This is a genomic window from Sphingobacterium deserti (genome assembly GCF_000757725.1).
Taxonomy (GTDB): domain Bacteria; phylum Bacteroidota; class Bacteroidia; order Sphingobacteriales; family Sphingobacteriaceae; genus Sphingobacterium; species Sphingobacterium deserti.
This window is the reverse complement of record NZ_JJMU01000014.1, coordinates 135,032-161,282: the sequence shown is the minus strand read 5'-3', so window position 1 is coordinate 161,282 and position 26,251 is coordinate 135,032. Positions and strand designations below refer to the sequence as shown.

13 protein-coding genes are annotated in these 26,251 nt (G+C 42.3%); 8 read left to right on the top strand and 5 right to left on the bottom strand.

What is annotated here, in order from left to right; translation table 11 throughout:
- Positions 1–96: 96 nt before the first annotated feature.
- A complete protein-coding gene (locus tag DI53_RS04900) occupies positions 97–567 on the bottom strand; it encodes a helix-turn-helix domain-containing protein (protein WP_037496075.1) in 471 nt (156 codons plus the stop codon).
- Between the two features lie 746 nt (positions 568–1,313).
- Between DI53_RS04900 and DI53_RS04895 the strand changes: the two genes are divergently transcribed.
- The gene (locus DI53_RS04895) at positions 1,314–2,408 is read left to right on the top strand and encodes an IS200/IS605 family element transposase accessory protein TnpB (RefSeq protein WP_037496073.1); all 1,095 of its coding nucleotides are present in this window, start codon (positions 1,314–1,316) and stop codon (positions 2,406–2,408) included.
- Positions 2,409–2,605: 197 nt separating this feature from the next.
- On the opposite strand, the gene DI53_RS04890 is transcribed toward DI53_RS04895, so the two are convergent.
- The 3 genes from DI53_RS04890 to DI53_RS04880 all read right to left on the bottom strand — a co-directional run bounded on the left by DI53_RS04890 (position 2,606) and on the right by DI53_RS04880 (position 8,349).
- Positions 2,606–3,811, bottom strand: coding sequence for a DUF4374 domain-containing protein (locus DI53_RS04890; protein ID WP_037496071.1), 1,206 nt, complete (start codon positions 3,809–3,811; stop codon positions 2,606–2,608).
- 14 nt (positions 3,812–3,825) lie between these two features.
- Entirely contained in the window at positions 3,826–6,192 is a 2,367-nt protein-coding gene (locus DI53_RS04885) for a TonB-dependent receptor plug domain-containing protein (protein WP_037496069.1), read from the bottom strand.
- Between the two features lie 378 nt (positions 6,193–6,570).
- Positions 6,571–8,349 (bottom strand): alpha-L-fucosidase, encoded by a 1,779-nt coding sequence (locus tag DI53_RS04880; protein ID WP_037496204.1) that lies wholly within the window; start codon positions 8,347–8,349, stop codon positions 6,571–6,573.
- Between the two features lie 257 nt (positions 8,350–8,606).
- Here DI53_RS04880 and DI53_RS04875 point away from each other — a divergent pair, with 257 nt between their 5' ends.
- The gene (locus DI53_RS04875) at positions 8,607–10,895 is read left to right on the top strand and encodes a GH92 family glycosyl hydrolase (RefSeq protein ID WP_052072074.1); all 2,289 of its coding nucleotides are present in this window, start codon (positions 8,607–8,609) and stop codon (positions 10,893–10,895) included.
- An 83-nt stretch (positions 10,896–10,978) separates the two neighbouring features.
- Complete coding sequence (locus DI53_RS04870) at positions 10,979–13,351, top strand: glycoside hydrolase family 3 N-terminal domain-containing protein (protein ID WP_037496067.1); 2,373 nt, start codon at positions 10,979–10,981, stop codon at positions 13,349–13,351.
- Between the two features lie 97 nt (positions 13,352–13,448).
- Here DI53_RS04870 and DI53_RS04865 read toward each other — a convergent pair whose 3' ends face one another.
- Positions 13,449–14,675, bottom strand: coding sequence for an acyltransferase family protein (locus DI53_RS04865; protein WP_241462373.1), 1,227 nt, complete (start codon positions 14,673–14,675; stop codon positions 13,449–13,451).
- 360 nt (positions 14,676–15,035) lie between these two features.
- Between DI53_RS04865 and DI53_RS04860 the strand changes: the two genes are divergently transcribed.
- From DI53_RS04860 to DI53_RS04840, 5 genes are all read left to right on the top strand, one after another.
- Entirely contained in the window at positions 15,036–16,232 is a 1,197-nt protein-coding gene (locus DI53_RS04860; protein WP_052072071.1) for an ROK family protein, read from the top strand.
- A 248-nt stretch (positions 16,233–16,480) separates the two neighbouring features.
- Positions 16,481–19,843: a SusC/RagA family TonB-linked outer membrane protein gene (locus DI53_RS04855; protein WP_037496063.1), complete on the top strand. Its 3,363-nt coding sequence runs from the start codon at positions 16,481–16,483 to the stop codon at positions 19,841–19,843.
- A gap of 21 nt (positions 19,844–19,864) precedes the next feature.
- Entirely contained in the window at positions 19,865–21,469 is a 1,605-nt protein-coding gene (locus DI53_RS04850) for a SusD/RagB family nutrient-binding outer membrane lipoprotein (protein WP_037496200.1), read from the top strand.
- Between the two features lie 325 nt (positions 21,470–21,794).
- Positions 21,795–22,988, top strand: a complete 1,194-nt coding sequence (locus DI53_RS04845) for an ROK family protein (RefSeq protein ID WP_052072070.1) — start codon at positions 21,795–21,797, stop codon at positions 22,986–22,988.
- A complete protein-coding gene (locus DI53_RS04840; RefSeq protein ID WP_037496061.1) occupies positions 22,985–26,230 on the top strand; it encodes a SusC/RagA family TonB-linked outer membrane protein in 3,246 nt (1,081 codons plus the stop codon). The genes DI53_RS04845 and DI53_RS04840 overlap by 4 nt, the downstream gene beginning before the upstream one ends.
- Positions 26,231–26,251 lie beyond the last annotated feature (21 nt).

Genomic DNA, 26,251 nt, shown 5'->3' with positions numbered 1-26,251 from the left:
TTCCTCGCAATGACGCAATTTGAAGTTAGTCAATTATCATTTAGACAGCCCTGTTGTTTTAAATGTCCTTGCAAGCGTTTAGACTACGCGCTTCACTTAGGGTCTTCTATATTTCTTTATGTTCCCTTCTTTAACGTATTCCAGCTCGCCTTCCTTGCAGTAGCTCGTCAAATACACGGAAAACTTGTTACTATCTCGTTTATCTGAATCGAGCTCTTTGATGACCTCTGCTACACGCTTAGGCTGCTTGAAGAAATCGCTGTTGTACACGAGATCATCTAGCTTTTGCGTAATTTCCAGTCTTCTCCTAGACTCGGGAGGCAAATCGTAAAGAGGTCGTAAGTCAATATCATCAACAAGCACATCCTTTGGTTGTATTTGCAATGCACGGCAGATTAATAAGAAATTGTTTAGCGTGGAACCCTTCCCGTTTTCAAATGTTGAAATCATGTTTACCGTTAGCCCAGTCATATTAGAAACGTCTTTTTGAGAGTAGGATAATTCCTCTCGACGCGCTCTAATTTTTAGACCAATTTCTTTTAAAATACCTTTATTTATTCCACTCACAAGCCAAATAAAATAAAAACAGGTCTAATTTTAATACATTTATTTTTGTATAATAACTTTGCGCAATATATTTATTTTATATTTTGCGCAAAATATATAAGTTTACTATATTTGCTTTATAAGGATTGGCCAAATAACTTTCACAGAGATGTTTAAACGGTTTTATTGATATAGATGTATAAGGTTCTTTGAATTATTTACCGCATTTAAAAGCATCATGCGAATACAGGTATATCGCGTATTTTGATAGTGTGGCAACGCGTACTATTGTTTTAAAACGAAACTTAGAGGCTCCTTGTGGCGCCGTAGGGTGAGGACGCTGGTCACTCACTGAATACTAACAACAGCCGTTACGGCTTATACATTTTTGGGAAGTATACACAACTAATTCTAAACATAATGATTCCATGCGATTGTACGAGGTCAATATGTCAAAGCAAAGTCTTACGGATATATCGCTGTCAAAAATTCGTTTAATTGCTCTCTTTAAGGGGTGGGACGACATTGCTGGAAATACTATTTACGACATGTGTTTATAGCAAAAAATGAAAAAAAATCAATAGGCCCCTATTGGAAGAAGGCGGGATAGAGGATTTGCTGCGGTAATTTGACTTTGCAGTACAGAGCCGGAATATCATAGTCCCTTGGCGACATTTGATAGTTCATTCAATGCTATTGACCAGCGCTTTGCATGAACGAGGTTGTGTATGGACGACGTTTGCATGTAAATAACATAATGGATTGATATGGAAAAGCAGACTCATATCTTGGTGCGAAAAATTCAATTGTACATAGATTGCGATAATACGGAACAACGCAGGGCGTATTACAGCACGCTGTTCGAATGGCAGTCACTAGTGTTTAGAGGGTCTAACTTAGTCTTTACTCATCAGTATGTGCAAGAGCGAATTTGCGATTTCATTTATTTGCAAGATGATATCCGCTTGAAGCTGTCCAGCCGCAAAAAAGATGAGCAGGGAATATTCACCACCTCCCGCTTAAATACGACCTATCAATTGTTGTCTCACTATTTTAAAGGGCAGGTTCCAGCGAAAATATTGACCAGTTTGAACGTCAGCGCCGTCAAGTGTTTCAATCAGCATCGTGTGGCGTATTGGAAAGGTGAGCGGTCGTTGTCTACCTCGAAACGAGATGTCCCCATACCGTTTTCAGGGTTTGATATGAAATTCAGAAGAGACGCTGATTCAAAGGAATTTAAATTTACGCTTTTTAAAATTCCCTTCCGAACGTATTTGGGTAAGGACCGTGGGAGCAAACGAAAACTTCTGGAAAAAGCCACATCAGGACAAATCAAAATTTGCGGAAGTTCACTTCAAATTCTGAAGGGTAAAATTTTCTTATTGCTCAGCTTAGAAATGCCTAAGATACAACATGCTCTTGAGCCATACGTTATTGCAGAAGCTTCGCTTTCCCTGGAGTATCCTATTACCGTACTGATCGATAGGGATAATTATCGTATCGGAACCAAAGAAGAGTTTTTATATCAACGACTCGCCATTCAGGCGGCGAGAAACCGACTGCAAAAGGCAGCTTCGTTTGCAAGAGGCGGGCATGGCCGCAAGCGAAAGACGAAAGGACTGACGAATTTTGACGATAAGGAAAAGCGCTACGTAGAAAATCGACTCCATAATTACAGCCGGAAGTTGATTGATATCTGTATTAAAGCGGGGGCCGGCACCTTGCTCTTGACAAACCAAACGGCTAGGGAAGAACGCGCGGCAGAAGAGCGATTTGTGCTGCGAAACTGGAGTTACTATGGGCTTATACAAAAGATAAAGTATAAAGCAGAGATGGCAGGGATTGAGGTTATCGTGGAATAGGGCTTACGTAAGAGGTCGTCTTTCCCGATAGATTAAAAAAAGCATGAACGCTCGTCGGCGCTCATGCTTTTTTATAAAATCGAGCCTTTAGTCTACACGCGATACGGCAGTTTACACAGGTTATTCTTGAAAAGAATAGCGTTTATGTTGCCCTGCGGGTTTTTTGAAGACTATAGGTTACTCGAAGATCTTTAATCCTAAAGTTTCATGATAGATTTAATCAAACCATCTACTTTTAAGCCTTTCGTTGCTACCGCAGTTTGTGCATTAACCTGGTAAACGATGTTTTCACTTTCTCCATTTACACCGACAGATACGGTGCCGTTTTCAACATAGACAGGGAAGCCAGACTCGTTGATAGTTGATGGCAAACCTGTTACCCATTTGAATTGTTTGCTTGCAACGTCAACTATAGCGTAGCGTGTTTTAGCACCACGTGCAGCATTCGCATCGCCATACATGGCTAAGAAAAATAGGTTATCTGCAATATATTTTGATGCTCTGACACGGTGTCCTCCTGATGCAGCAGTCAGATCAAAGAAATAAGTGGCATCAGTTTCCAATGTATTCGCATTGATCTTTAGTATACCAGATGGGTTCTTTGAAAGTGGGTACGTAGTCGTCGTCGACCAATAGTTCGGATGACCGGCACCAGCAAATGCATATACATCGCCGTTTCTAGTTTGGTGTACGCCCGAAGTTAGAATTCCTGTCCTTTTATCAAGGAACGTTTTTTCTAAGGTCATTGAAGGGTACGAAAAGACCGCAAAACGACTTTCATCTAGGTAGTTCGTCAAAAACTCTGAGCGACCGGTACCATCTACTACCGTATAGAATGGAGCCAAAACTTTATTATTTGCAAGTAAAATTGGCGTAGTGCTTAAGGACGCCACTTCTCCGTTGCCCGCTAAATCTTTATTACTTATACTGGCAGTACCTTTTACTGCTACGTTCTTTCCATCAATCAACGTAAAAATAATATTGGGGATATTGAAACGCGGATTGTTACGAATCATTAACACATCATCGCCTACAAGTGCGTTGACATCTGTACTTTCTCCTTGTAAACTTTGCCCAGCAGACAAATTACCTTCAGCTAGAGTATAAGAGGTGATTGATCCGGGATTTCCCTGTCCGTAGCGGAAGCTGAAGATACGGTCTGCCGCTTGGACGTAGGTGCGATAGCCCAATTGCTCAACGCCAGTCCCTGTGGTAGTGATGGATCCTTCCTGTAAAGATGGCGCAGTCAACAAGTAATCTGTGCTATTCGTACTACTTAACGTAGCCGCGGCAATGACGTAAGATCCTGGGGTCTCTACCTGTGTTGGCCCGTCTGATTTGCTACAACTGCTTAATGCTAATCCCAGACCAGCAAAAAGAGATAATGTATTGATTGTTCTCATTTTCGTATGTTTTTTTATTTATTGATGAAGTAACGTAGTTTAACGCTGAATGCGCGACTTGGCTTTTGCAGCATGAAATTGTCATATAGCCTGTTATCGAACAGATTTCGACAGGCTAATCCAATGTTGTATCGACCATCCTTCAATGAATAGGTAGCGGATAGGTCATGTGCAAACTGTTCAGGGATTTGATTCTTTAAACCACCTTGTGAAGGCCATGCCAAATAGAATTCATGTACATACAGTAAATTGTATGTGATGGTTAAATGATTTCCACTGCCGGCCAAATCATGTATAAAATAGGAAGCATCTCCATTACCATAGAAGTATGGTATATTGGGGATACGATCTTTGTAAACCGGACTAACCCTTGAACTACCGGGTTCAAATTCTACTTCGTTACGTAGGTTCTGATAAGTCCCGCTAAGTCCGATCGTGAAATTATTATGGTATCCATATCGCAGGCTGAAGTCAACGCCGCGGTTAGAAACATCCAAAAGGTTTCGCATCACTTGCTGCGTACCATTTGGATTTAAATCTGGGCGAATGAAATCTTTAGCTTCACGGAGCAAAAAATTGACATCGCCGTGCACATGATGCATTTTTGCGATTGTCTTGACATAAGATAGGCCTAGGTTTATGTTATTACTGGACTCTGGTTTCAGGGCTACATTTCCCTGTGTATTGATTAGATCTCCAAATAATTCGTAAGGGTCTGGCAGTCGGTAAGAACGTTCGAAGGAAACTTTAGCCTGTAATGAAGGTTGGATAAAATACGTACCTGCCAATCCATAGCCAAAAGCAGAAAATTTGGTGTCCATTTGACGGTATTGCAGTGGTTGACTTGCATCGCCTCCGGGGGTGAATGCTTCCGCAAACCTAACGTTTTGACGCAAGTCCTTCGCAAATACTGTCGCGTTCCAACGATCTCGGCTGTACTGGTAACTTAAGCCCAATACGTTTTTTATCGATTTTCGAGGCTGCTCATAGGCTTCGTTAAATGGAGCCAATTCATCGGAGCCTTGACGATTAAATGTACTCACTGTATTATTTAGGCTTAGGGTGTTTTGTTCGTTGATTCGATAATTTACCCCTGCGGCTCCAACTCCCATATTATTCCGGAACTTGTACATGGAATAGCTTCTCTCGCCTGCAGGGGCCGTGCGATCAATGTGTTGGCCTAACCAATTGTACAGACGCGCTACCGTATCGATATTTTGCTCATATCCTAGGTTGTAGTTTGCGTTGACATAAACATCTAATCCTTTTACGATGTCTTTTTTTCGGTACTTTAATGTGGGCATTACGATACTTCCTCGCCGAAACCAGTCACCAAAGACCGTTTCCATTGTGGCGCCGGTCTGAATATCAGCGCGGTTTTGACCGAGATTTATCCCAATTAACAAGGCGTCTGCAAAAGACTTTCCGACTACACCAAACTGTCCGATTACCGTTTCGTTGCGGTAGGTATCATGGAATCGACGTACGCGTGCATCAGCGTAGTATTGCCTCGTTTCCAAATCTGAAACTGCTGCATTGACCCAATAATTATTGTCTGAATAGTTTTGGTACGCATTCAATTGGAATGTCCAGCCAGAAGGTGTAGTGAAAGCACTATTGATAGTAGTGCGGTGCGTGTTAAAAGATCCATAAGAATAGGATACATCCAAATAATTGGGCTTGCCATTTCCAGTCACAATGTTTACAGCGCCACCTAAAGCATCCGACCCTAGCCAAACAGGTACCACACCTTTGTAAACCTCCAGTCTTTCCGCGAGGTTAATAGGAATATTGTTGATTTGAAAGGATGATCCGAAATTATCCATCGGGATCCCATCGATAAAAAACTTCACCTGATTGCCAGTGAACCCATTCAAAGAAAAGTTAAAGGCAGAGCCCACGCCCCCTGTTTCGCGCACCCGAACACCAGATACGCGATCTAATGCATGCGATAGGTCAAGCGTTGTGTTATGAAGAGCTTTCGCGTCAATTGCCACTACGTTATAGGCTTGTCTATTCACATCTTGGCTTTCTGTTCTTCCCAGAACATTTACTTCTTCTATCTCTTTATCTTCTTGCTCAAGATTGAAGACAAGCACATCTTTATTTGCTGTAGGTAACTTGACTTGATTCTTAAGGGGCTTTAAGCCAACAGCGGAAATTTCTATTTTAATTGTTGTTCCGGAGATGCCAGTAAATGTAAAGATACCGTTGTCATTGCTGTGTATGACTTGGTTGTTGATGCGAGCTGTTGCCGATGGTACAGCTTCTCCACCCGCTAGGACACGAGCTGTAAAGGTTTGTTTTTGTTGTTGTGCTATTGTCGAAAAAAATGACAGCAGCATACAAATAGTTAGTAAAAAAGTACTATTTTGTTTCATCTTTTAATGGTAATGCGTTAGAAGGTGCCTGCGTTGAAAACGCAGATAAATGCGGGTCTGATTGCCGTTAGGCCCGCTCTTAGCGCCATGCTCGAATTGCCGTTCGGTATGGCGCTACTTTTTTATGATGAATTCATAAGTTATGCGATGTAGTTGCGTCCTTGTCTTCTAGCCTAAATATCAAAATGATTGCCTAATCACTTATTTATTTAGATTTAATATAAACAACGCAAAGGTATATGTCTCGCTTCTAAGGTGCAAGTCTTTTGGAGATTTTTTTTAAATGTTACAATGAGAATCTAAAACTTATCAGGCATCATAGAAATAAAAAAGCCCTTTTGGAGCTTTCCAACAGGGCTATGTTGTTTTTCATCAAATCTACTTCTTTATGATCCAAAGTCTATTTAACCACAATGGCCGCCGGTTTAGCGATTGAAATTCCAATGTGTACTTCCCGGGTTGCGTGATTGTAATTTCACCCAATCTTCGATCAGCAAACTCTTCGACATAGTTTTTTTCATTGGGTTCCACCACGACTTTTCCATCAGGTGTTACCACGGCTTCTGCTGTTTGACCTGCTAGGGTGATGCGGACGGGTAGACCTTCATCATTTGGATTATGGGCCGATAAATCGATGCTGTACTGACCCGCTTCAGGCAGATATACAGACCAGCTTATCTTTTCATCACCCATAATCAGGTGCGCAGGACGCTTCCCATCATACTTAACCAGCTTCACGTTGTTTGCATCTTTAGCATTCATTCCCGTCAACGCAAATCCGCCAAAGGTTGATTCGGTAACAACGTCTTTGTCTAACTCAATGGTTTGAAACGTAAGTTTAAGTATGGAAACAAAGGGATCAGGCTGTTGTTTTGGTAACTGTATATGCAATAGCGGGCCATACTTATCAAATGAACAGGGTTGCGTTTGATTGTTTGCGAGCAATTCTATTTTTTCCGGCTTACTGTTTAATCCTGTTACGCGAAGGATACGATCCAAAGGCCAGTTGAAAACATGTAGATAGATAATGTTCTCACCTTTTTTGCGCGTCAGTTTACCCCAATCATGTCGGTTCGAGTTGAATTCAAGCCCGGTATTTCCGTATACTGACTCCCCATAATTTTGTAACCAATGCCCGATATCGTTCAACCGCGATGTACTTTCGAAAGGTATTGAGCCATCAGCGCGAGGGCCGATGTTCAATGTAAAACTACCGTTCAATGCCACGTTGCTGATCAGTGATTCAAATAACTGAGCAGTTGATTTCCACTCTTTCTCCTGTCCGTTGTAGCCCCACGAATGTGCGATTGTTCCCGGAGTTTCCCAAGCATGCTCTGTATAGGTTGTGCCGAACTGATTATCGCCCAAAGTTTCAAAGTCTACAAATTCACTATTGGTATCCAAACCAAGCCGCGAATTAATAAGACAGTTCGGTTGCAAGGATCTGATAAGAGAGGCTGCCTGTTCGAGCTGTTCCTTTTTAAAGATCGAACGCTGGTAGGGTATCCACATGTCAAACCACATCACCGCGATGTCTCCGTAATTGGTTAACAGTTCACGCAGCTGCGGTATAGCTTTTTCCTGCCAATATTGATCAAATTGTGCGTCCGTAACATGTCCCGTCAGTTCCTGATTATGATCCCACGCGTAGGGATGCTCCCAATCTATCCAGTGCGAGTAGTAAAAGCCGAGCTTCATATCGTGCTTTCTACAGGCTTCTGCTAGTTCTTTGATGACGTCGCGATTGCTTCCAGACAATTTCGGCAACGAATAGTCGCCCACTTGCGTGTTCCATAGCGCTACCCCATCATGGTGTTTGGCGGTCATGATGATGTACTTCATGCCAGACTTTTTTGCTGCCAGTACCCATTCTTCCGGATCAATCCGATCCCAAACAAAGCGCTCTGCGAGTTTGCCATATTCCTCTTTTGATATACGATTCCTATACCGTAACCATTCCGCATAATTATTCAAGTAGCGTAGTTGCTCTCCTTTCCACATGCCTTCGGCGGCACTGTATAATCCCCAGTGTATAAACATGCCGTAGCGCGCTTCTTCAAACCAGGAGCTTCGGGAAGATTGGGCTTGCGCATTCTGCAAAGCGAAAAAGCATTGGTAAGAAAGAATCAATGCGACAAGGATATAAATTTTCTTCATGTTAGCGTTTTTGGCAATGGCTACGCCTGTGCTTATGTCTGGCGCAATAATGTGACCAAGGTAATTATATTTTTTAAAATTTAGACTGCAGTATGCGATTGGGTATTGAAGGGTCAATTATGTAAAAATCCGAGGATAATATTTTTTTTATGTGCTAAAACGTTAATTTAGTCAGTTGGTTGGGTAGGGATTGTTGAAAAATCGCCATCTTTACTTTGTGTGTTTACATTTTATATAAACTATATAGTTTCTTGTTTATGATCGTAATGAAAGGTTTCGTTAAGAAACTCGTTCTTTTTAGTGCGCCCATTTTTGCGTTTAACGCATGCGGTGTTCAATCTGACCTTCCAAGCGCGGAAGAGCTTACACAATATGTAGATCCGTATATTGGCACGGGCGGACACGGCCATGTTTTTGTAGGTGCGAATGTACCCTATGGCGCCGTTCAGCTTGGTCCTTCTAATATATCGACGGGTTGGGACTGGGTGTCGGGCTACCATATTTCTGATTCTACCATTATGGGCTTTTCCCATCAGCATTTGAGCGGTACAGGTATTGGTGATTTAGGTGACATCGTCTTTCTACCTTTTACTGGTGAGGTACGTTTCGACCGCGGCGAGGCCGGTGATCAAAAAAGTGGCGCTTATTCTGTCTTCAACCGCGATAGCGAAACAGTTCGTCCAGGCTATTATGCCGTCCATTTGGACCGATTTAACGTGGATGCGGAATTAACGGCGACCGCACGCGTGGGTTTTCATAAATATGTTTTTCCTAAGGAAGAAACGCCTAAAGTTTTAATAAATCTTGATGCTGGAATAGGTTGGGAAGGTGAGAAGGAAGGACATATTGTTTTAGAAAATGACTCCGTTGTTTCTGGCTACAGATATTCGATGGGCTGGGCTAAAAATCAAAAGATATATTTCACCGCCAGCTTTTCGCAACCGGTTGTCAGTATCCGTTTAGCAGATAGCACCGCTGTACAGCCGGGCGACAGTATCCGTGTAAAGCGGGCCTATGGCGAGCTAAGTTTTGCGAAAAATGATGGAGGTAAACCCTTGTTGGTAAAAGTCGCTGTTTCGCCTGTCAGCATCGCAAATGCAAAACTAAATATGCAGGATGAGCTTTCTGGATGGGATTTCGACGCAACAAAAAAAGCTGCTGATCAAGCTTGGAACAACGAGCTTTCAAAAGTGCATGTAGAAACAAAAGATACCATAGCACGTAAAATCTTCTATACAGCGCTTTACCATACGATGATCGCGCCCTCACTCTTCAATGATGTGAATGGTGATTATATGGGTTCTGACTTTAAGCCGCATCGTTTGGAGTCTGGAAATAACTATACGACCTTTTCCCTATGGGATACCTATCGCGCTGCACATCCTTTGATGAGTATTATTCACCGTGATCGTTTGCCGGATATGGTGAATACGATGCTGCGCATTTACCAAGAGCAGGGCAAACTTCCTGTATGGCATTTGGTGGGCAACGAAACCGACTGTATGGTGGGCAATCCGGGAATTATTGTCGTGGCTGATGCTTACTTGAAAGGTGTAGAAGGGTTTGATAAGGATCTTGCTTATGAAGCAATGAAGGTATCAGCGATGAAAGACGATCGCGGGTTGGCATCCTATAAAAAGTATGGTTATGTGCCCTATGATAAAGAAAAAGTAGAATCGGTAGCAAAAGGTTTAGAATTTGCGATTGCGGACTGGAGCTTGGCACAGGTGGCAAAACTGCGCGGCGCAGACGAAGATTACCGCTATTTTAGCGCGCGAAGTCAAGCCTATAAACATTATTTTGATAAGGATCTTCAGTTTTTGCGCGGCAAGGATTCAAAAGGAAAATTCAGACCTGGAAAATTTGATCCGTTTCATTCTGCGCATTTAGCGAATGACTACACGGAGGGTAATGCATGGCAATATACCTGGTTGGTGCCGCACGATGTAAATGGATTTATAAATTTGTTTGGTAGTGAGGAGAAGTTTATCAATAAATTGGATTCCCTTTTCGTCGTTGAAGGTGATCTAGGAGAAGAAGCTTCACCGGACATCAGTGGCTTGATTGGGCAATATGCGCATGGCAACGAGCCGAGTCACCACGTCATTTATATGTATCCTTTTGCAGGGCAGCCATGGAAGGCAGCGGATCGCGTACGCCAAACATTAGCTACGCTATATACGGACAAAGTGGATGGTCTGTCGGGAAATGAGGATGTAGGACAAATGTCGGCTTGGTACGTCATGTCCGCCTTAGGATTTTATCAAGTTTCACCTGCTGGTGGTCCATTTATATTCGGAAGCCCGCTTTTCGATAAAGTAACCTTAGCGTTGGATGCTGGAAAGTCCTTGACGATCGTTGCCCATAACAACAGTAAAGAAGCGAAGTATATACAGTCCGTAAAGTTGAATGGTAAGGCCTATGAGAAATCATACATTAGCTATGCCGACCTTATGCAAGGTGGTGAGTTAACGTTTGAAATGGGGACCACGCCGTCGACAACATTTGGCGTTGCGAAAGAGGCTAGACCAACTTCCGTACAATAAGAGCTTGCCTGGTAGAAGAGTAAATTATTCAGACTAAAGTATCGCGCCAATAGGCGTCATCTTTATTGAAGCATATACAACGAATGAAAATTAAACATGTACTTATTTTAGGCATGACGGGTTTGTTCTTAACCGGACAAGCTCAGGTTTTGCCTTACAAAAATAGCAAGCTCCCGATCGCGGATCGTGTTGAAGATTTGATTGGCCGCATGACGGTAGAAGAAAAAGTGGGGCAACTCTCCAAGTTGTTGGGGTGGGAAATGTATGAGAAATCGGGAAACAACGTGCGTGCCAGTCAAAAATTAAAAGATGTGGTGAAGCAACAGCATATAGGTTTATTGTGGGCAACGTTACGTGCTGATCCATGGACACAAAAAACATTGACCAACGGTTTAAGCCCTCAGGAGGCTGCGAGAGCGACTAACGCTATCCAGCGCTTTATGGTGGATAGCACGCGTTTGGGAATTCCATTATTACTTTCAGAGGAAGCGCCACATGGACACATGGCGATTGGTGCCACGGTTTTTCCGACAGCTATCGGGCAAGCAAGCACTTGGAACCCGACATTAATCCAAACAATGGCGAGCGCAATTGCACGTGAAACATACGCCGTAGGTGGTAAAAATGGCTACGGCCCAGTGCTGGATTTGGCACGTGACCCACGCTGGTCTAGAACGGAAGAAACCTATGGGGAAGATCCTTACTTGATCGCGCAAATGGGGCAGGCCATGGTGAAAGGATTTCAGGGTGAAAAAATTGGGCAAACGGATAAAATTATTTCTACGCTCAAGCACTTCGTTGCTTATGCTGTTCCTGAAGGGGGGCATAACGGTGGAAGTGTAAGTATAGGCGAACGATCGCTGTTACAGAATTTTTTACCTCCTTTTGAGGCTGCGGTTAAAGCGGGTGCTGGATCAGTGATGACAGCGTATAACTCGATCGATGGTGTACCTTGTTCTTCAAACCCTTGGCTCCTAAACGAAATTTTACGTAAACAGTGGGGGTTCAATGGTTTTGTGGTATCTGACTTATTAAGCATATCTGGACTCAATGGCGGTCATGCTACAGCGGCGGATGCAGTCGACGCTGCGCAACAAAGCCTCAATGCTGGTCTTGACGTAGACTTAAGTGGATCTGGGTACAATCAAAATCTATTGGACGCCGTGAAAACAGGCCGTGTAGATCAACAAACGTTGGATAGGGCAGTGGCACGTGTGCTTCACCAGAAGTTTGCGTTGGGGTTGTTTGATCAGCCTTATGTGGATGAAAGAGTTGTTGACAAGAAAGTAGCAACAAAGGAACACATTGATATTGCTAGAAGAGTAGCGCGTGAGGCGTTAGTTTTGTTGAAAAATGAGCACAATCTTTTGCCCCTCAGTAAATCGCTTAAACGGATTGCTGTGATCGGGCCTAATGCCGATAATATGTACAACCAGTTGGGGGATTACACGGCACCGCAACCTGATGAGAAGGTGAAAACGGTATTAACGGGCGTTCGAGCGGCCGTGTCGAAAGATACAAAAGTAGAGTACGTCAAAGGCTGCGCCATTCGAGATACCAGTGCTTCCGACATCGCGGCGGCGGTACAGGCGGCTTCTAAAGCAGATGTAACGATTCTGGTGCTTGGCGGGTCGAGTGCGCGCGACTTCAAGACATCTTATCAAGCAACTGGTGCCGCGAATATTGAAAGTGGCGCAAGTGCGTTAAGCGACATGGAGAGCGGAGAAGGATTTGACCGCGCAAGCTTGGATCTATTGGGCAACCAACTGGCGCTGCTGAAAGCGCTTCAAGCCACAGGAAAGCCCGTAGTTTTGGTAACGATCATGGGGCGGCCATTAAATTTGAACTGGGCAGCGGCGCATGTGCCGGCGATCGTCAATGCCTGGTATCCCGGGCAGGAAGGCGGTATGGCCATTGCTGATGTTCTGTTTGGTGATTACAATCCTGCTGGAAGATTGCCTATTTCTATTGCGCGATCTGTTGGCCAGCTTCCCGTGCACTATAACCATACGAAACCGAAACACCACGACTATGTGGAGTTTGATGCGAAGCCGCTATATGCCTTTGGTTATGGGCTGAGCTATACAAAATTTGCTTACAGCGATCTCGAGGTGACACTGGCTGAGCAAGCAGATGATTTCGAGTGTACCGTTCGCTTAAATGTTAAAAATACCGGGGCGCGGGATGGCGAAGAAGTGGTGCAGTTATATGTGGTCGATGAAGTAAGCAGTGTCGTCACGCCTGTAAAACAGCTTAAAAAGTTTTCACGACAAGCCATTAAAAAGGGCGAAACGCGCGAGCTTTTATTCCATCTTTCCAAAGAAGATCTTAAACTGTGGGGCTTGGATAAAAAATGGAAAACAGAGAAGGGAAAATTCACCCTGTTAGTAGGAGCAGCTTCTGATGATATCAGGTTGACCGACGGATTTACGCTGACGAAAGATTATTCCTTGTAGTCTACGTCTAGTTGATTTTTGTAGCCCTGTATGTTTCAACCCACATACAGGGCTTTTTTATAGAGCCTATCGTAGCACTACGCTTTACTTCGAACGACTAAACCTTCACATAAATTTTCTTTTTATCTAACAGGTAGCAAATAACCCACATCAGCGCTAAAAAGCAAAGCGAATAAGCAAACGATCCTACTTCTGGCGGGCCGGGGATCTGCGCACATATATACTTGTAAAACCATGCCAGCGCTTGCGTATATTGGGTAGATCCGTCCTCCGCAAGACCGTCAGGAATACGAAATAATCCCAAGAAGCGCGGTAGAAGTCCGCTAAGTACGAAAATGAACAATGGATTTTTACCAAAGACATCGAAAAATTTCGTCAGGCTGTTCCTGATGCCTTGCACCTCAATATACCAAATCATAGTTCCGATAGTCAGTGTGCCCAATCCCGTCGTATAAAGTACATAAGAACTAGTCCATATCTTTTTATTAATTGGAAATCCTAAAGACCATATCCAGCCTAGCACGATCAGCATAAAGCCAGTGACGGTAAGGCCTGCAAGCAGCTTAAAGTGCGGTTCGTTGCTTTGTGGTATTTTTGTCCAAAGCCAATTGACCTGTCCCTGTTGCTTTATGAACACACCTGCCAGGTAACCGAATACAACTTGGACGATAGCCGGAAGTGTACTGGCCAATCCTTCAGGGTCGAAAGGCACCCCTTCTCCTTTGTACATATGCGGGACTCCCAAAACCGCTTTGTCGATGTCTGTGCCAAACCAGCCGGCTAGCGAGTATGGATCTTCGCCACCCAAATACGCCGTAACTCCCCAATAGGCAAATAATAAGGCAGCAGACAGGAGGATTAGCGTTTTCGGTTTTACATAGAACGCCAGTATAGATGCAAAGAAATAGGCGATAGCTATCCGCTGTAAAACACCAAGGATACGGATCCCGCGTTCAGGATTGACAGCATTAACCCAGCCTTTGAACTGTAGACTATCATCTATCCATTCCACGAAGGGCCACCAATTTAACAGCAAACCGATAGCGAAGATCAAGACGGTGCGTTTAACGATTTTCCTCCAGAAAACGGCATCACCGGCCTCCTGCAATCGTGGAATCACAAAGGACATCGCGTTACCTACTGCGAAAAGGAAGAACGGGAAGACGAGATCCGTTGGGGTACAACCATGCCATGGAGCATGTTTGAATGGTGCGAAAATATGGCTCCACGAACCGGGATTATTGACCATAATCATCAATGCTACAGTAGCACCTCTAAATACATCAAGGGAATAATAGCGCATGCTTGTCTTTTCAGTTCTCATTTTGGCCGGTGTTAGGTGTGCTGTAAAGTTACAATTTGGCAGATTATTTAAAAATAAAAGATAGTGGAATAAAAAATTTCGATTTTTTTATTCAATTATGCTAGAAATAATCAACGTTATTATTCACTTTTTAGTGCAGTTTCAGGTGCCCTGAATATTCGATTTCAGCTGTGCTAAATTGTTTTTTCATTCTCTCGAAATTAATTAAGGCTACGGAGTTTACATATCCGATGTCTGATATCGGATTATTTAAAGTAAGAAATATGTTACAACTTTTTAAAATATTTAAAAAGTATTTGGAAGATATTCTTTTCGAATATATATTTGCCTTAACTAATTAACTAACTAATCACGGAAATTGTGGATAGCCTAAAATCATCGATATTGAAGCATCTGTACTTTAACAGTACACAATCCATTGCAGAGGTCAGTGATGGAATCGGTAAGAGCATTCCACTTATCACCCGGGCAATCAATGAACTGATGCATGACGACCTCATTGCGGAGGTTGGCTTACGAGCATCCACGGGTGGGCGACGGGCCATGAATTTCGCGCTCAATACGGCAGCACATGGATGCCTACTCGCCGTTGCAGTTGACCAATATTCTGTTAGCGTCACGGCATTTGATCTCGAAAATAAGCCAATTACCTCCGTGGTAAAAAAAGCCATTGAGCTGAAGCAGGAGGAAGAAGTCTATGCGATCATCGTCGGTATGATCGAGGTGGTCATTGGCGATATTAACGACCGCGCAGTATTGGCTATTGGTATTACGCTACCTGGCTTTGTCGATCCGCAAACAGGGGTAAATAACTCCTACAACCCGGTTTCATCATTGTATTCGCTGCGTGATAATATCCGCAAGCACTTCCATATTCCGACATATATTGAGAATGATTCGTCAGCAATTGCTATTGCCGAAAAATACTTCGGTGCAGCGCGGTTCGTTTCCGAGGCATTGGTAATAAACCTGAACTGGGGTGTGGGATTAGGTATGGTTATTCAGGGTGGCCTATTTCGCGGGCATAGCGGTTTTGCAGGTGAGTTTAGCCATATTCCGTTAGCGGATGAGAACCGATTGTGCTCCTGTGGGAAAAAGGGCTGTCTGGAAGTGGAGGCTTCGTTGCACTGCGCAATCGATGATATTCAGGAGTCGTTGGCCAATGGCGAGCGGTCATACTTGGAAGACATTTTCTCGCAAGAGAAGGGCATCCAATTCGAACATTTGCTTACAGCGTATGAAAAAGGTGACCAATTAACCATTCGCGCCATTAAGAAGATCGCGCATATGTTGGGCAAAGGAATTGCCACATTGATTCATATTTTAAATCCGCAAAAGATTATTGTGAGTGGTCGCGGAGCTGCTTTCGGGGAGGCTCTCGTGCCGCAGATCTTGTCCGCTGTGCAGGAATATTGTATCCCACGGTTAGCGCGACAAACGAAACTGGAGATATCCGAAATGACTGATGTCCAGCTTTTCGCCTCTGCCTGCATCGCAATACAGCAATTGGAATGGAATAAGAAAGTTAAAAATCAACTGACGGATAAAACCGCTTAATAGGTTTCTTTACTGGCTATAGAAATTCAACTGCATTTCGGCTAAGTAAACAACCTTTAATGCACTAACCTAATTTTTAAAATTTATGCGAAGACTACTTTAGTTGTGTGTGCCGTAGTCTAAAGTACAATTACCGATAATTAACAGAAATAATGTATTAACAAAACTAATCAGAACAATTAGAGCCGTTACCCGTCGTGATGACGCGTTAAGACCAAATTATTACAACACGAATAAACTAATCGAAAATGAGCAAACTTTACAAAAAAGGTTGCATCTTATCGTTGTTGATGCTAATCAGCATCAGCACGTTATTTGCACAACAATCTGTTACGGGGAGAGTAACAGATGCAAACGGAGCGCTCGCGGGTGTTACCGTCGTCGTTCCCGGAACCAACCGAAGTACCCAAACCGATGCGCAGGGGAGCTTTAGCATTCAGGTGGCTAGGGGCGAAAAATTACGCTTTTCAACAGTGGGCTATGTCGCTCAAGAAATTGAAGTGACCGGGCAAACAGTGAACATTACTTTGCAAGAAGATTCCGGCGCGCTGGATGAAGTTGTCGTTACGGCAATGGGTAGGACAGTAGAACAAAGAAAACTTGGATATGCAATTTCTACCGTAAAAGGTGAAGATATTGTCAAGTCTTCACCGACCAATTTTGCTTCAGCTTTGTATGGAAAAGCTACAGGAGTTTCAATTAATACGAATGCTGGTGGTGGAAATTCTGCTGTGAGTATTGATATTCGGGGGAACATGAATTCCATCAGCTTTCAAAGGCAACCTCTAATCGTAGTGGATGGAGTTATTACAAGAAATGAGGAAGTTAATAACCAAAGCTTTTGGGACGATCAACGCATAAGAGGGAACGGTATTTTAGATATAAATCCAGAAAATATCGAAAGTATCAACATCCTTAAGGGGGCAGCGGCATCTGCCTTATATGGTTCTGATGCCGCCGCCGGAGTAGTTGTTATTACTACAAAAAGTGGGAAAGGATCGCAAGGATTTGGCGTGGATTTCAGTCTTTCCCAAGGTATTGAGCAAGTAGCAATGTTGCCGGATTATCAATATGATTTTGGTCCAGGATATGCGAGATCTGTAGGGGGGGTACAAAATGACGGTTTTATTCATCGTACGGTGTCCAATGGTAGAATTTGGTTTGGAACTCCGAATCAAGCATCAACGTTGAACATAGCTGCTCCGGGGCAGTACAACGAGGGAGATATTGTTTTGCAGCCTCGATTTAGTGCTTGGGGGCAGTTTGGTCCACGATTTAACGGACAGGAAGCTATTTTTTGGGATGGGCAGATCCGAAATTATGTAGCTTATAAGGACAACTATAAGAAATTCTATCAAGACGGTCGCAGCGGCATATACAATGTCGCTATTTATAATGCCAATGAAAAGTCGAACTACAGATTATCTTATACGCGGAATAGCTATCAAGGCGTTATGGAAAGTGGCCCCCAAAATAAAAACACTTTTAACCTTAACTCTACGTACCATATCACGCCAAAGCTAGATGTTAGTGTTATAGCAAATTATGTCAACGAGCATATTAACAATAGGCCTTATATGATAGATCGTATGACGAATAACTACACCGGGTTTTTAAGTGCCGTTAACAATATCGATTGGTTCGAGAAGTACTATAAGACTAGTCAAGGATATAAATATGTGACCGCGGCCGACAGAACGCAGAATCCGGAGGAGGCTTTCCTATTAAGCGTTGGTGGAGGAGATTACATGGACTACCTTTGGACACAAAGGGAAAGACAATATGATGAGTATAACAACCGTTTGATGGCTACAGGTAAAATAAACTATAAAATTCTAGATAATTTAAGTTTACGTGGTACGTTAGGGACCGACTTTACTAGTTTTCATTCAGAGAACAAGGAGCCCAACACAATTCCTTTGCACATAGGAACTTCCGGACATTACAGTGTCGAAAACAATAGATACAATATTTTATATGGTGATATCCTATTATCATATAACCTCAAGCTTTCAGAAAAGACAGCTCTAAATTTCCAAGCGGGTTACCAAGGAAGGGAAGAAACCTATAACTATTCGTCAGCTAATACAGAAGGCGGTCTCTCTCAGAGAAATTGGTTTTCCATGAATGCCTCAAACAGTGCAACACGCGGGTATGCGCGTAGAAGAAATCTTGTCAAAGATGGTCTTTTTGGTGTAGCGGGACTTGAATTTAATAACTACCTATTCGTAGAAGGATCTATTAGACAGGAGCGAACTTCGACATTATCGTCAGGTAATAATGTATTCTATTACCCGTCTATCAGTAGTGCTTTGGAGTTAAGCAATTTGTTGAAAATGCCAACATTCATTAGCTACAGTAAGTTGCGAGCATCTTTTGGCGTTGTAGGAAATCCTCCTGATCCGTATACTGCTAACGTCGTATACGACGCTCGATCTGTATCTGGTACACCAACATTAGTGTTACCTAATACATATGGAAATGATAATCTGCAAAACGAGACTAAGAGAGAATTTGAAATAGGTTTGGAAAACAATTTTCTAAACAATCGACTAGGATTAGATTTAACATATTACAACAACCAAATTGTTGATATGATCGTTCCTTTGGATGTCGCCTTCTCTACAGGAACATCCAAGATTATGCAGAACGTGGGAAACATGCGGAATTATGGATTGGAAATTGGTTTGAATTTTACACCAATTAAAAATCAAAATTTTTCATGGGATTCCAGAATAAATTTTGCTTTCAATCGTAATAAATTAACAAAGCTTGCTGAAAATCTTGAAATGCTCGAGCATACTAACGTTGACAATGGTTCGCTTTATGTCCGCTCTGAGGTTGGTAAAGCTGCCGGAGATATTTATACTTATGATTTAAAGAAGAATGCAGATGGCGACCTATTAGTTGATAGCCGAGGTTTCTATATACCGGATTATGATAATTTAATAGTTGCGGGGAACATTCAGCCAAAAACAGTGGGTGGGTTTATTAATGGTTTCCAATACAAATCTTTCCTAATTAATACAGTTATCGATTTTCGCTTTGGTGGTCAAGTGTATTCCCCGTCGATTCAGTATGGAAGAAGTGCGGGGATGTATAAGGAAACACTTTTCGGTCGCGATGAACAGACTGGCGGTATTCCATACTATGTGGCTACAGATGGTAGATTTGTCGATGCTCGAAATGGAGCTCCTTCAGGCGCCACCATTTTTCACGATGGGATCGTGTTAGAAGGGAAAAATGCAGATGGTTCAACGAACACAAGCGTGATAGAAGCCGGCGAATACTATAGATTGTCTAACTATTGGGGTAGCTATCCTGGTGCAGCAAGAACAGGTACCTACAAGTCTGCCGTTTTTGATAATGATTTCATTAGAATGCGGGAAATATCTTTTGCTTATACATTGCCAGCTACTTTAGCAAATCGAATAAAAGCAAAGAATGTGGTGGTATCAGCTTATGGCAGAAATTTATTTTTCATTCATAAAACAATTCCACATTTAGATCCAGAAGCAACTCGGGGCACAAATTGGATATCGAGAGCGAACATAGGAAATGCTGGAGTTGTTCCACGTTCTTTTGGGCTATCATTAAGAGCATCGTTTTAAATGAAGTTAATTTTGAAAATTATGAAAAGTATTAAAAAGAATGTAATATATATTGGCTTTATACTCGGTCTAATAGCGAGTTCCTGTAGTCAAGATAGTTTCGACGAAAACTATTATAACCCAGAATCCTCCGTGGAGGCAGACATTCCTCGATTGTTCTCTGGGCTACTGTTTAATCAAAGCAAGGCGAGCGCTAATACAATAATGCCACGGTATTGGAATCTTTATGTTTTTCACCTACCGATGCCTGGAAAATATAGCCAGTTATTTGGTTATACCGCGACTAATGGACGATATGAGCAACAAACTGCTTATACGCAAAGCCGTTGGCAATACTATTATACTGGACCTTTTTCATCCTATACGGAAATGATGAAGCTTTATAATAATTTGTCAAGCAGCGAAGAGAAGGCTGGATATGATTTGTTCATGCAGATTAGTAAAATATTTCTATATGATCAGACTGCGCAAATGATTGATATGTGGGGCGATATACCATTTAGTGAAGCTGGGCATATACTTACCTCAAGTGGCCTTATTCAAAATGCAAAGTATGATGATCAAAAGGAGCTATACTACAAATTTATCGATGATCTGAAAGTAGTAGCGGACTATTTAAATGCTTATCAAACCAATTCGTTTTATAAACCAATGTTCGACAAAGCTGATATCATTAATCAAGGGAGTCTTGAAAAATGGAAAATATACGCGAATTCCTTGAGATTGAGACTTGCTATGAGGATATCATATGCAGACGAAGCAAAGGCAAGAACTGTAGTCACTGAAATATTGGGAAACCCGACCTTGTATCCTCTCGTTACAACGATAGCAAACTCTATCAAAATAGATTCTAGGGGTGCAGAGTTGCGCAGTGTAGTCGGTGTAGACGGAATAAGAAACTCATTCGAAAGCGGGGGGTTTAATTATGCCCCAGGTTTTTTAATTAATGATTTGATGAAGCCTTCTAACGACCCTCGTCTACGCGTATTCTTTTCAAAAAATGCTAACGGAGATTATTTAGGTCTTGATCCAAATTTAGATCCGACGGTGCAGGAAGATCAGATCAGTAATAACTTAATTTCGCGCGTTGACTCTGCAACGTTTAGTAGGAATGATAAATTTCCGGGTATAATTTTTACCCCTGCAGAAATAAGCTTTTTAAAGGCTGAAGCAAACGAGCGTTGGGGCGTTGGGAGTGCTGCGAAGGATGAATATGAGAAAGGAATTCGACAGTCTATTGAGTATTGGTTTTATATAAATGCTTTGAATGATAACGCTGACGGTACCGCTTACAGACCAGAGACACCCGCTACAGAAGTAGAAATAATAAGCCTTTTGTCTAGCGCGAAAGTCAATTATTCAGGTACTCAGCAGCAGAAATTGGAGAAGATTGCTACTCAAAATTGGGCGAATTTTTCTGTAATACTTGCTCATCAAGCATGGGCAGAGTATCGCAGAACCAATTATCCAACGTTAATTTTTGCGAATGACAATTCATCTTCACAAAGTCTTCCGCCTTCTCGTTTATTGTATCCGGAAAATGAGCGTACTTATAATCCAACTAATTATGAGGCGGTCAGAGCAAAGGATAGAATCGATGCAAAGATATTTTGGGATGTAAATTAGTGTAATAGTCAAACCTATTGATTGAGTACTTTTAACTAAGTTTGATAACTGGGGACGTCATTTGGCGTCCCCTTTTTTTTAATATGTCTTTTTAACGTCTTCTAGTACTGCCTGAAAAATGAGGGATTCGAAAAAAACGCGCAAGGATTATATTGGTAAATATTAACTATAAAAACATGTGATGTAAATGCACCGGATAAATTCTTAGTTTTTAAAAATTAGCCATCACTTATTAATTATTTTAAAAAGTTGGCCATTTCAAAAAACTTTTTTTATTTTCACCGCCAGTTATGATAACAAACTAATCGATAGCCGAAAAGCTACAATGAATTTGACGAACGAAATAATTAAGCATCTCTACTATTCAGACTGTTTATCAGTATCGGAATTGAGTGCCTGCACCGGGAAAAGCATTCCTAAAATAGCGGGGGAGGTTACGAAATTATTGAGTAAAGGTCTTTTGCTGGAAGATGGATTTGCGGCCTCTACAGGTGGGAGGCGTGCTATGCGGTACTCTTTATCCATATCTAACTTACCAATCATTGTCACTATAGCTATTGATCAGTTTTATACATCCATCGGCGTCATGGATATCAGGAATACGTTACTGATTCCTATACGAACGTTTCCGGTACGCATATATGAAGACGAACAAGCTTTTGCTGTAATAATCGCCGCCGCTCAAGAAGTATTAGAAAGCGTCAACAAGCCAGAACATTGCCTAGTAGGGTTAACAATGCCCGGGTTTGTCGATAGCGAGCGTGGCTTGAATCATTCGTTCCCATCGGAATCATTATTCTTCAAAGTAAGACAGCATGTTGAGGCAGAATTAGGTTATCCTACCGCCGTTGCTAACGACTCCAGTGCTATTGCTGTGGCTGAACATAAATTTGGGAAAGGCAAAGGCAGTCAGGATATTTTAGTTATCAACTTCAACTGGGGCGTGGGGCTAGGGATGATTATCGGAAATAAGATTTATAAAGGGCATAGTGGTTATGCCGGGGAGTTTAGCCATATTCCGTTGGCAAATAGCCAAAAATTATGTTCCTGTGGAAAGAAAGGCTGTTTAGAAGTTGAAGCCTCGCTTGTTAGCCTTTTTGATTCCGTAAAGGTTGCTTTGCTTGCTGGGGAAGCTTCCCACTTACAACGAATAACTGAAGAAGGAAATGAGGTAGCACTCTCTGACTTAATTCATGCATTTGCGCATGGCGATCAAGTAACGCTCAGAGCAGTTAAAAACATCATACACATGCTTGGAAAAGGGATATCCACCTTAATCCATATAATGAATCCAGAGCGTATCATCGTGAGCGGAAAAGGGGAGCGGTTTGGGGATGATCTATTACCAGCACTTCGTTCATCTATTCAGGAATATTGTATACCCAGATTATCTCGGCTAACGGATATTGTCGTGTCGGATTTAAAAAACGTACAAACTATTGCAAGCGCTTGCATAGCGATGCAACAACCTAACATAATATACCCAAAACTAAAACACAACAAATTACAACAACAATGAGCAAAATTTACAAAAAGTGTTGCAGTTTAACGCTGCTGATGCTATTCAGCATCAGTGCGTTATTTGCACAGCAAACCGTCACCGGAAAAGTGACGGATGCCAACGGCGCTCTACCAGGCGTCACGGTGTCGGTATCGGGAACGACAAATGGCACACAAACGGATGTGGACGGTAACTATTCGATTCAGGCTCCTGCGGGATCGAAGCTACGCTTCACGATGGTGGGCTATTTGACGCAAGAGTTGACTGTTTCCGGAAACCGGTTAAACGTTAATCTTAAAGAGGATGCCGGTGCCTTAGATGAAGTGGTTGTTACGGCATTAGGTATCAAAAGGGAAACAAAGGCGTTGGGGTATGCCGCGTCTACAATTTCTGCAAAGGAACTTACGGAAGCCGGAAACACGAATATCGGTTCCGCACTTTATGGTAAGGCACCAGGGGTACGCATTTCAACCGCACCTGGAGGTGCATCCAGCGCGGTAAACGTGCAGATTCGTGGTATCAACTCCTTAAATTATAACCGTCAGCCGCTTTATGTTGTGGATGGTGTAATGATTCGGAATGACCAACAAGCTGGCGCGCGCGGTACGAACAACTCTGGGGGTGTAACTGATCCAGGTGGACAGGCGATATGGCAAGATAACCGTATCCGTGGTAACGGTATGTTAGATATTAATCCTGCCGATATTGAATCATTGACTGTATTAAAGGGAGCTAGTGCTACCGCGTTATACGGTTCGGATGCGGCAAGTGGTGTGATTGTAATCACGACGAAAAAAGGTACAAAAGGCAGAGGATTGGGGATTGATTTCAACTATTCGGGGACGATTGAGTCGGCTGCATTTCTTCCAAACCTGCAATATGAATTTGGTCCCGGATCTACAGCAACCAGTAACTTGGCGGCTGGGGCGACAGAAGAAGGATGGTTAACCGATCCGCGTTATCCTGGTGAACGCCTTTTGCGCTATAATACATACGCGCAATTTGGACCTCGGTATGACGGGGGTGATGTGAGATGGTGGGATGGCTCTGTTCGCTCGTATAGTGCTAACAGAGGAAACTATGCCGATATCTTCGATACAGGACATAATAGTAACTTCAATGTGAGTTTGTCAAATCAGACAGAAAAGATCAATTACCGCTTATCTGCGTCCAATATGGACTATAAAGCTATAGCGCCGGGCAGTAGACAAAATAGAAGCTCTTTCAACTTAAATAGTACAGTGAAGGTGTCTGACCGAGTTGATTTAGATGTAGTGGCGAACTATGTGAATACAAGAACGAAGAACAGACCAGGACTGATGGGTGATGTACTTGGATCCAATGCTGGTTTCTTCAGTGGTGCTGAAGATGTTGCGAAGATGAAGAATGAACTTTATCAAACTGCTGAAGGATATAAGTTTCAAAACAGGGGCGCAAATAGACCTGGTGAATTTCCATTGTCTTTCAATGGCACTAATTTGCTAAACTACTTCTGGCAACAGAAACGGAATATTTATGAGGAGGAAGAGAATCGCTTTTTATCTAGCGCAACATTAAGTTATAGAATTATCGATAAATTAAGTCTACGAGGACGTATTGGTACAGATGTGACTTCCCTAAATATTGAAAATAAAGAGCACAACGAAGCTTCTATAAGATTCAATGAAACTAACAGCACGGGTAAATATGAAGTTTCTAAGGGAATCTACTCCATCGTGTATGGTGACGCCTTGTTGACTTACGCAGATAAATTTTCGGAAGATTTTGATTTCAGTCTAAGTGGAGGTTTTCAATCGAGAACAGAAAACTACGACGACCAGATGTCTAGAACAGAAGGTGGATTAGTCTCTGAAAACTGGTTCAGTATTACCAATAGCTTCGGTCAAGCTGTTACCACGCATGCCCGTAAATCGATGCTGAAGTATGCTTATCTCGGACTAATGAATTTGGGATATAAGAACTATTTATTCTTAGAAGGTACAGCGAGACGTGAATCATCGTCGACACTTCCTGTTCAAAACAATACATACAATTACTACTCTGTGAATACAGGATTTGTATTCAGCGATGCATTCAAATTGCCTGAGTTCTTCAATTACGGAAAATTACGTGCATCATACGGTGTCGTAGGTAATGATGCGCCGATGTATGTTTCGAATGTCGCATTTAGACAGTCCGCATTAATTACGCCGACTAACCCCGTGACAGCGTTGAACGTAAATAGCAGCTATGGTAACTTAGATTTAAGACCAGAACGTAAATATGAAACGGAAGTCGGGTTAGAATTGAAGTTCTTAAATAGCCGTTTAGGTTTGGATGCGAGTTACTATACCAACCGTATCGAAGATCAAATTATGCCTTTAACGACTGCTGCTTCTACAGGCGCGCTGAACCAAATCGTGAATGTAGGCGAAATAGCAAATAGAGGTTGGGAATTATCATTAACAGGAACGCCAATTCAAAGCGAAAACTTTCGTTGGAACGCTCGTCTAAACTTTTCAAACAACAGGTCGAAGTTGAACTCGCTTCGGGAGGGTATCTCTAGGCTTGTTTTCTATGAAATGGATCAAAGCTCCCTTCGTTTAGAGGCTAGACCGGGTGAAGAATTGGGCAATATTTATGTGCATCCGAGAGCAACTAATGAAAACGGTGAATTCTTGATAACCAATACAGGTTATTATGTTATTGATAAATCACGTTACGAAAAAGTAGGCAACATTATGCCTAAGGCGATCGGCGGTTTAAGTAATACTTTCGTTTACAAAAACTTTAGCTTAGACTTCACTGCAGATTACCGTTTTGGCGGGCAGATGGTTTCTGCACCTCATAAATACGCCTACGCAGCAGGCCGTTTAGAAAGTACACTGGATTACAGAGAAACCGGAATTACGCTGGAAGGTGTAAATGAAAATTCTGGTGCGGTAAATGATGTTAATCTATCCGCAGCACAATATTACTTAAACACTTTCGGATGGGGTAACAACGCTTGGAATGAAAAGGCAGCCGTATTGGATAATAACTTTATCAAGCTTCGTGAGGCGGTAATTAGTTACAGAATTCCAGATTCTTTCACACAAAAAGTGAAAATTAACAATCTTCGTGTGTCGTTGATCGGTCGTAACTTATTCTACTTTTACCGTTCGATTAAAGACATTGATCCAGAAGCGCCAGTTGGTACACAATGGTATTCACAAGGCGTAGATATTGGTTCGAACGCAGCAACAAGAAGTTTTGGATTCTCTTTAAATGCGAACTTCTAATCGTTCACTTATCAAATAGTA

Bases quoted from the DNA above. Each gene is read 5' to 3' on its own strand.
- DI53_RS04895 (WP_037496073.1), top strand. From the start codon at position 1,314: ATGGAAAAGCAGACTCATATCTTGGTGCGAAAAATTCAATTGTACATA.
- DI53_RS04890 (WP_037496071.1), bottom strand. From the start codon at position 3,811: ATGAGAACAATCAATACATTATCTCTTTTTGCTGGTCTGGGATTAGCA.
- DI53_RS04885 (WP_037496069.1), bottom strand. From the start codon at position 6,192: ATGAAACAAAATAGTACTTTTTTACTAACTATTTGTATGCTGCTGTCA.
- DI53_RS04880 (WP_037496204.1), bottom strand. From the start codon at position 8,349: ATGAAGAAAATTTATATCCTTGTCGCATTGATTCTTTCTTACCAATGC.
- DI53_RS04875 (WP_052072074.1), top strand. From the start codon at position 8,607: ATGATCGTAATGAAAGGTTTCGTTAAGAAACTCGTTCTTTTTAGTGCG.
- DI53_RS04870 (WP_037496067.1), top strand. From the start codon at position 10,979: ATGAAAATTAAACATGTACTTATTTTAGGCATGACGGGTTTGTTCTTA.
- DI53_RS04865 (WP_241462373.1), bottom strand. From the start codon at position 14,675: ATGAGAACTGAAAAGACAAGCATGCGCTATTATTCCCTTGATGTATTT.
- DI53_RS04855 (WP_037496063.1), top strand. From the start codon at position 16,481: ATGAGCAAACTTTACAAAAAAGGTTGCATCTTATCGTTGTTGATGCTA.
- DI53_RS04850 (WP_037496200.1), top strand. From the start codon at position 19,865: ATGAAAAGTATTAAAAAGAATGTAATATATATTGGCTTTATACTCGGT.
- DI53_RS04845 (WP_052072070.1), top strand. From the start codon at position 21,795: ATGAATTTGACGAACGAAATAATTAAGCATCTCTACTATTCAGACTGT.
- DI53_RS04840 (WP_037496061.1), top strand. From the start codon at position 22,985: ATGAGCAAAATTTACAAAAAGTGTTGCAGTTTAACGCTGCTGATGCTA.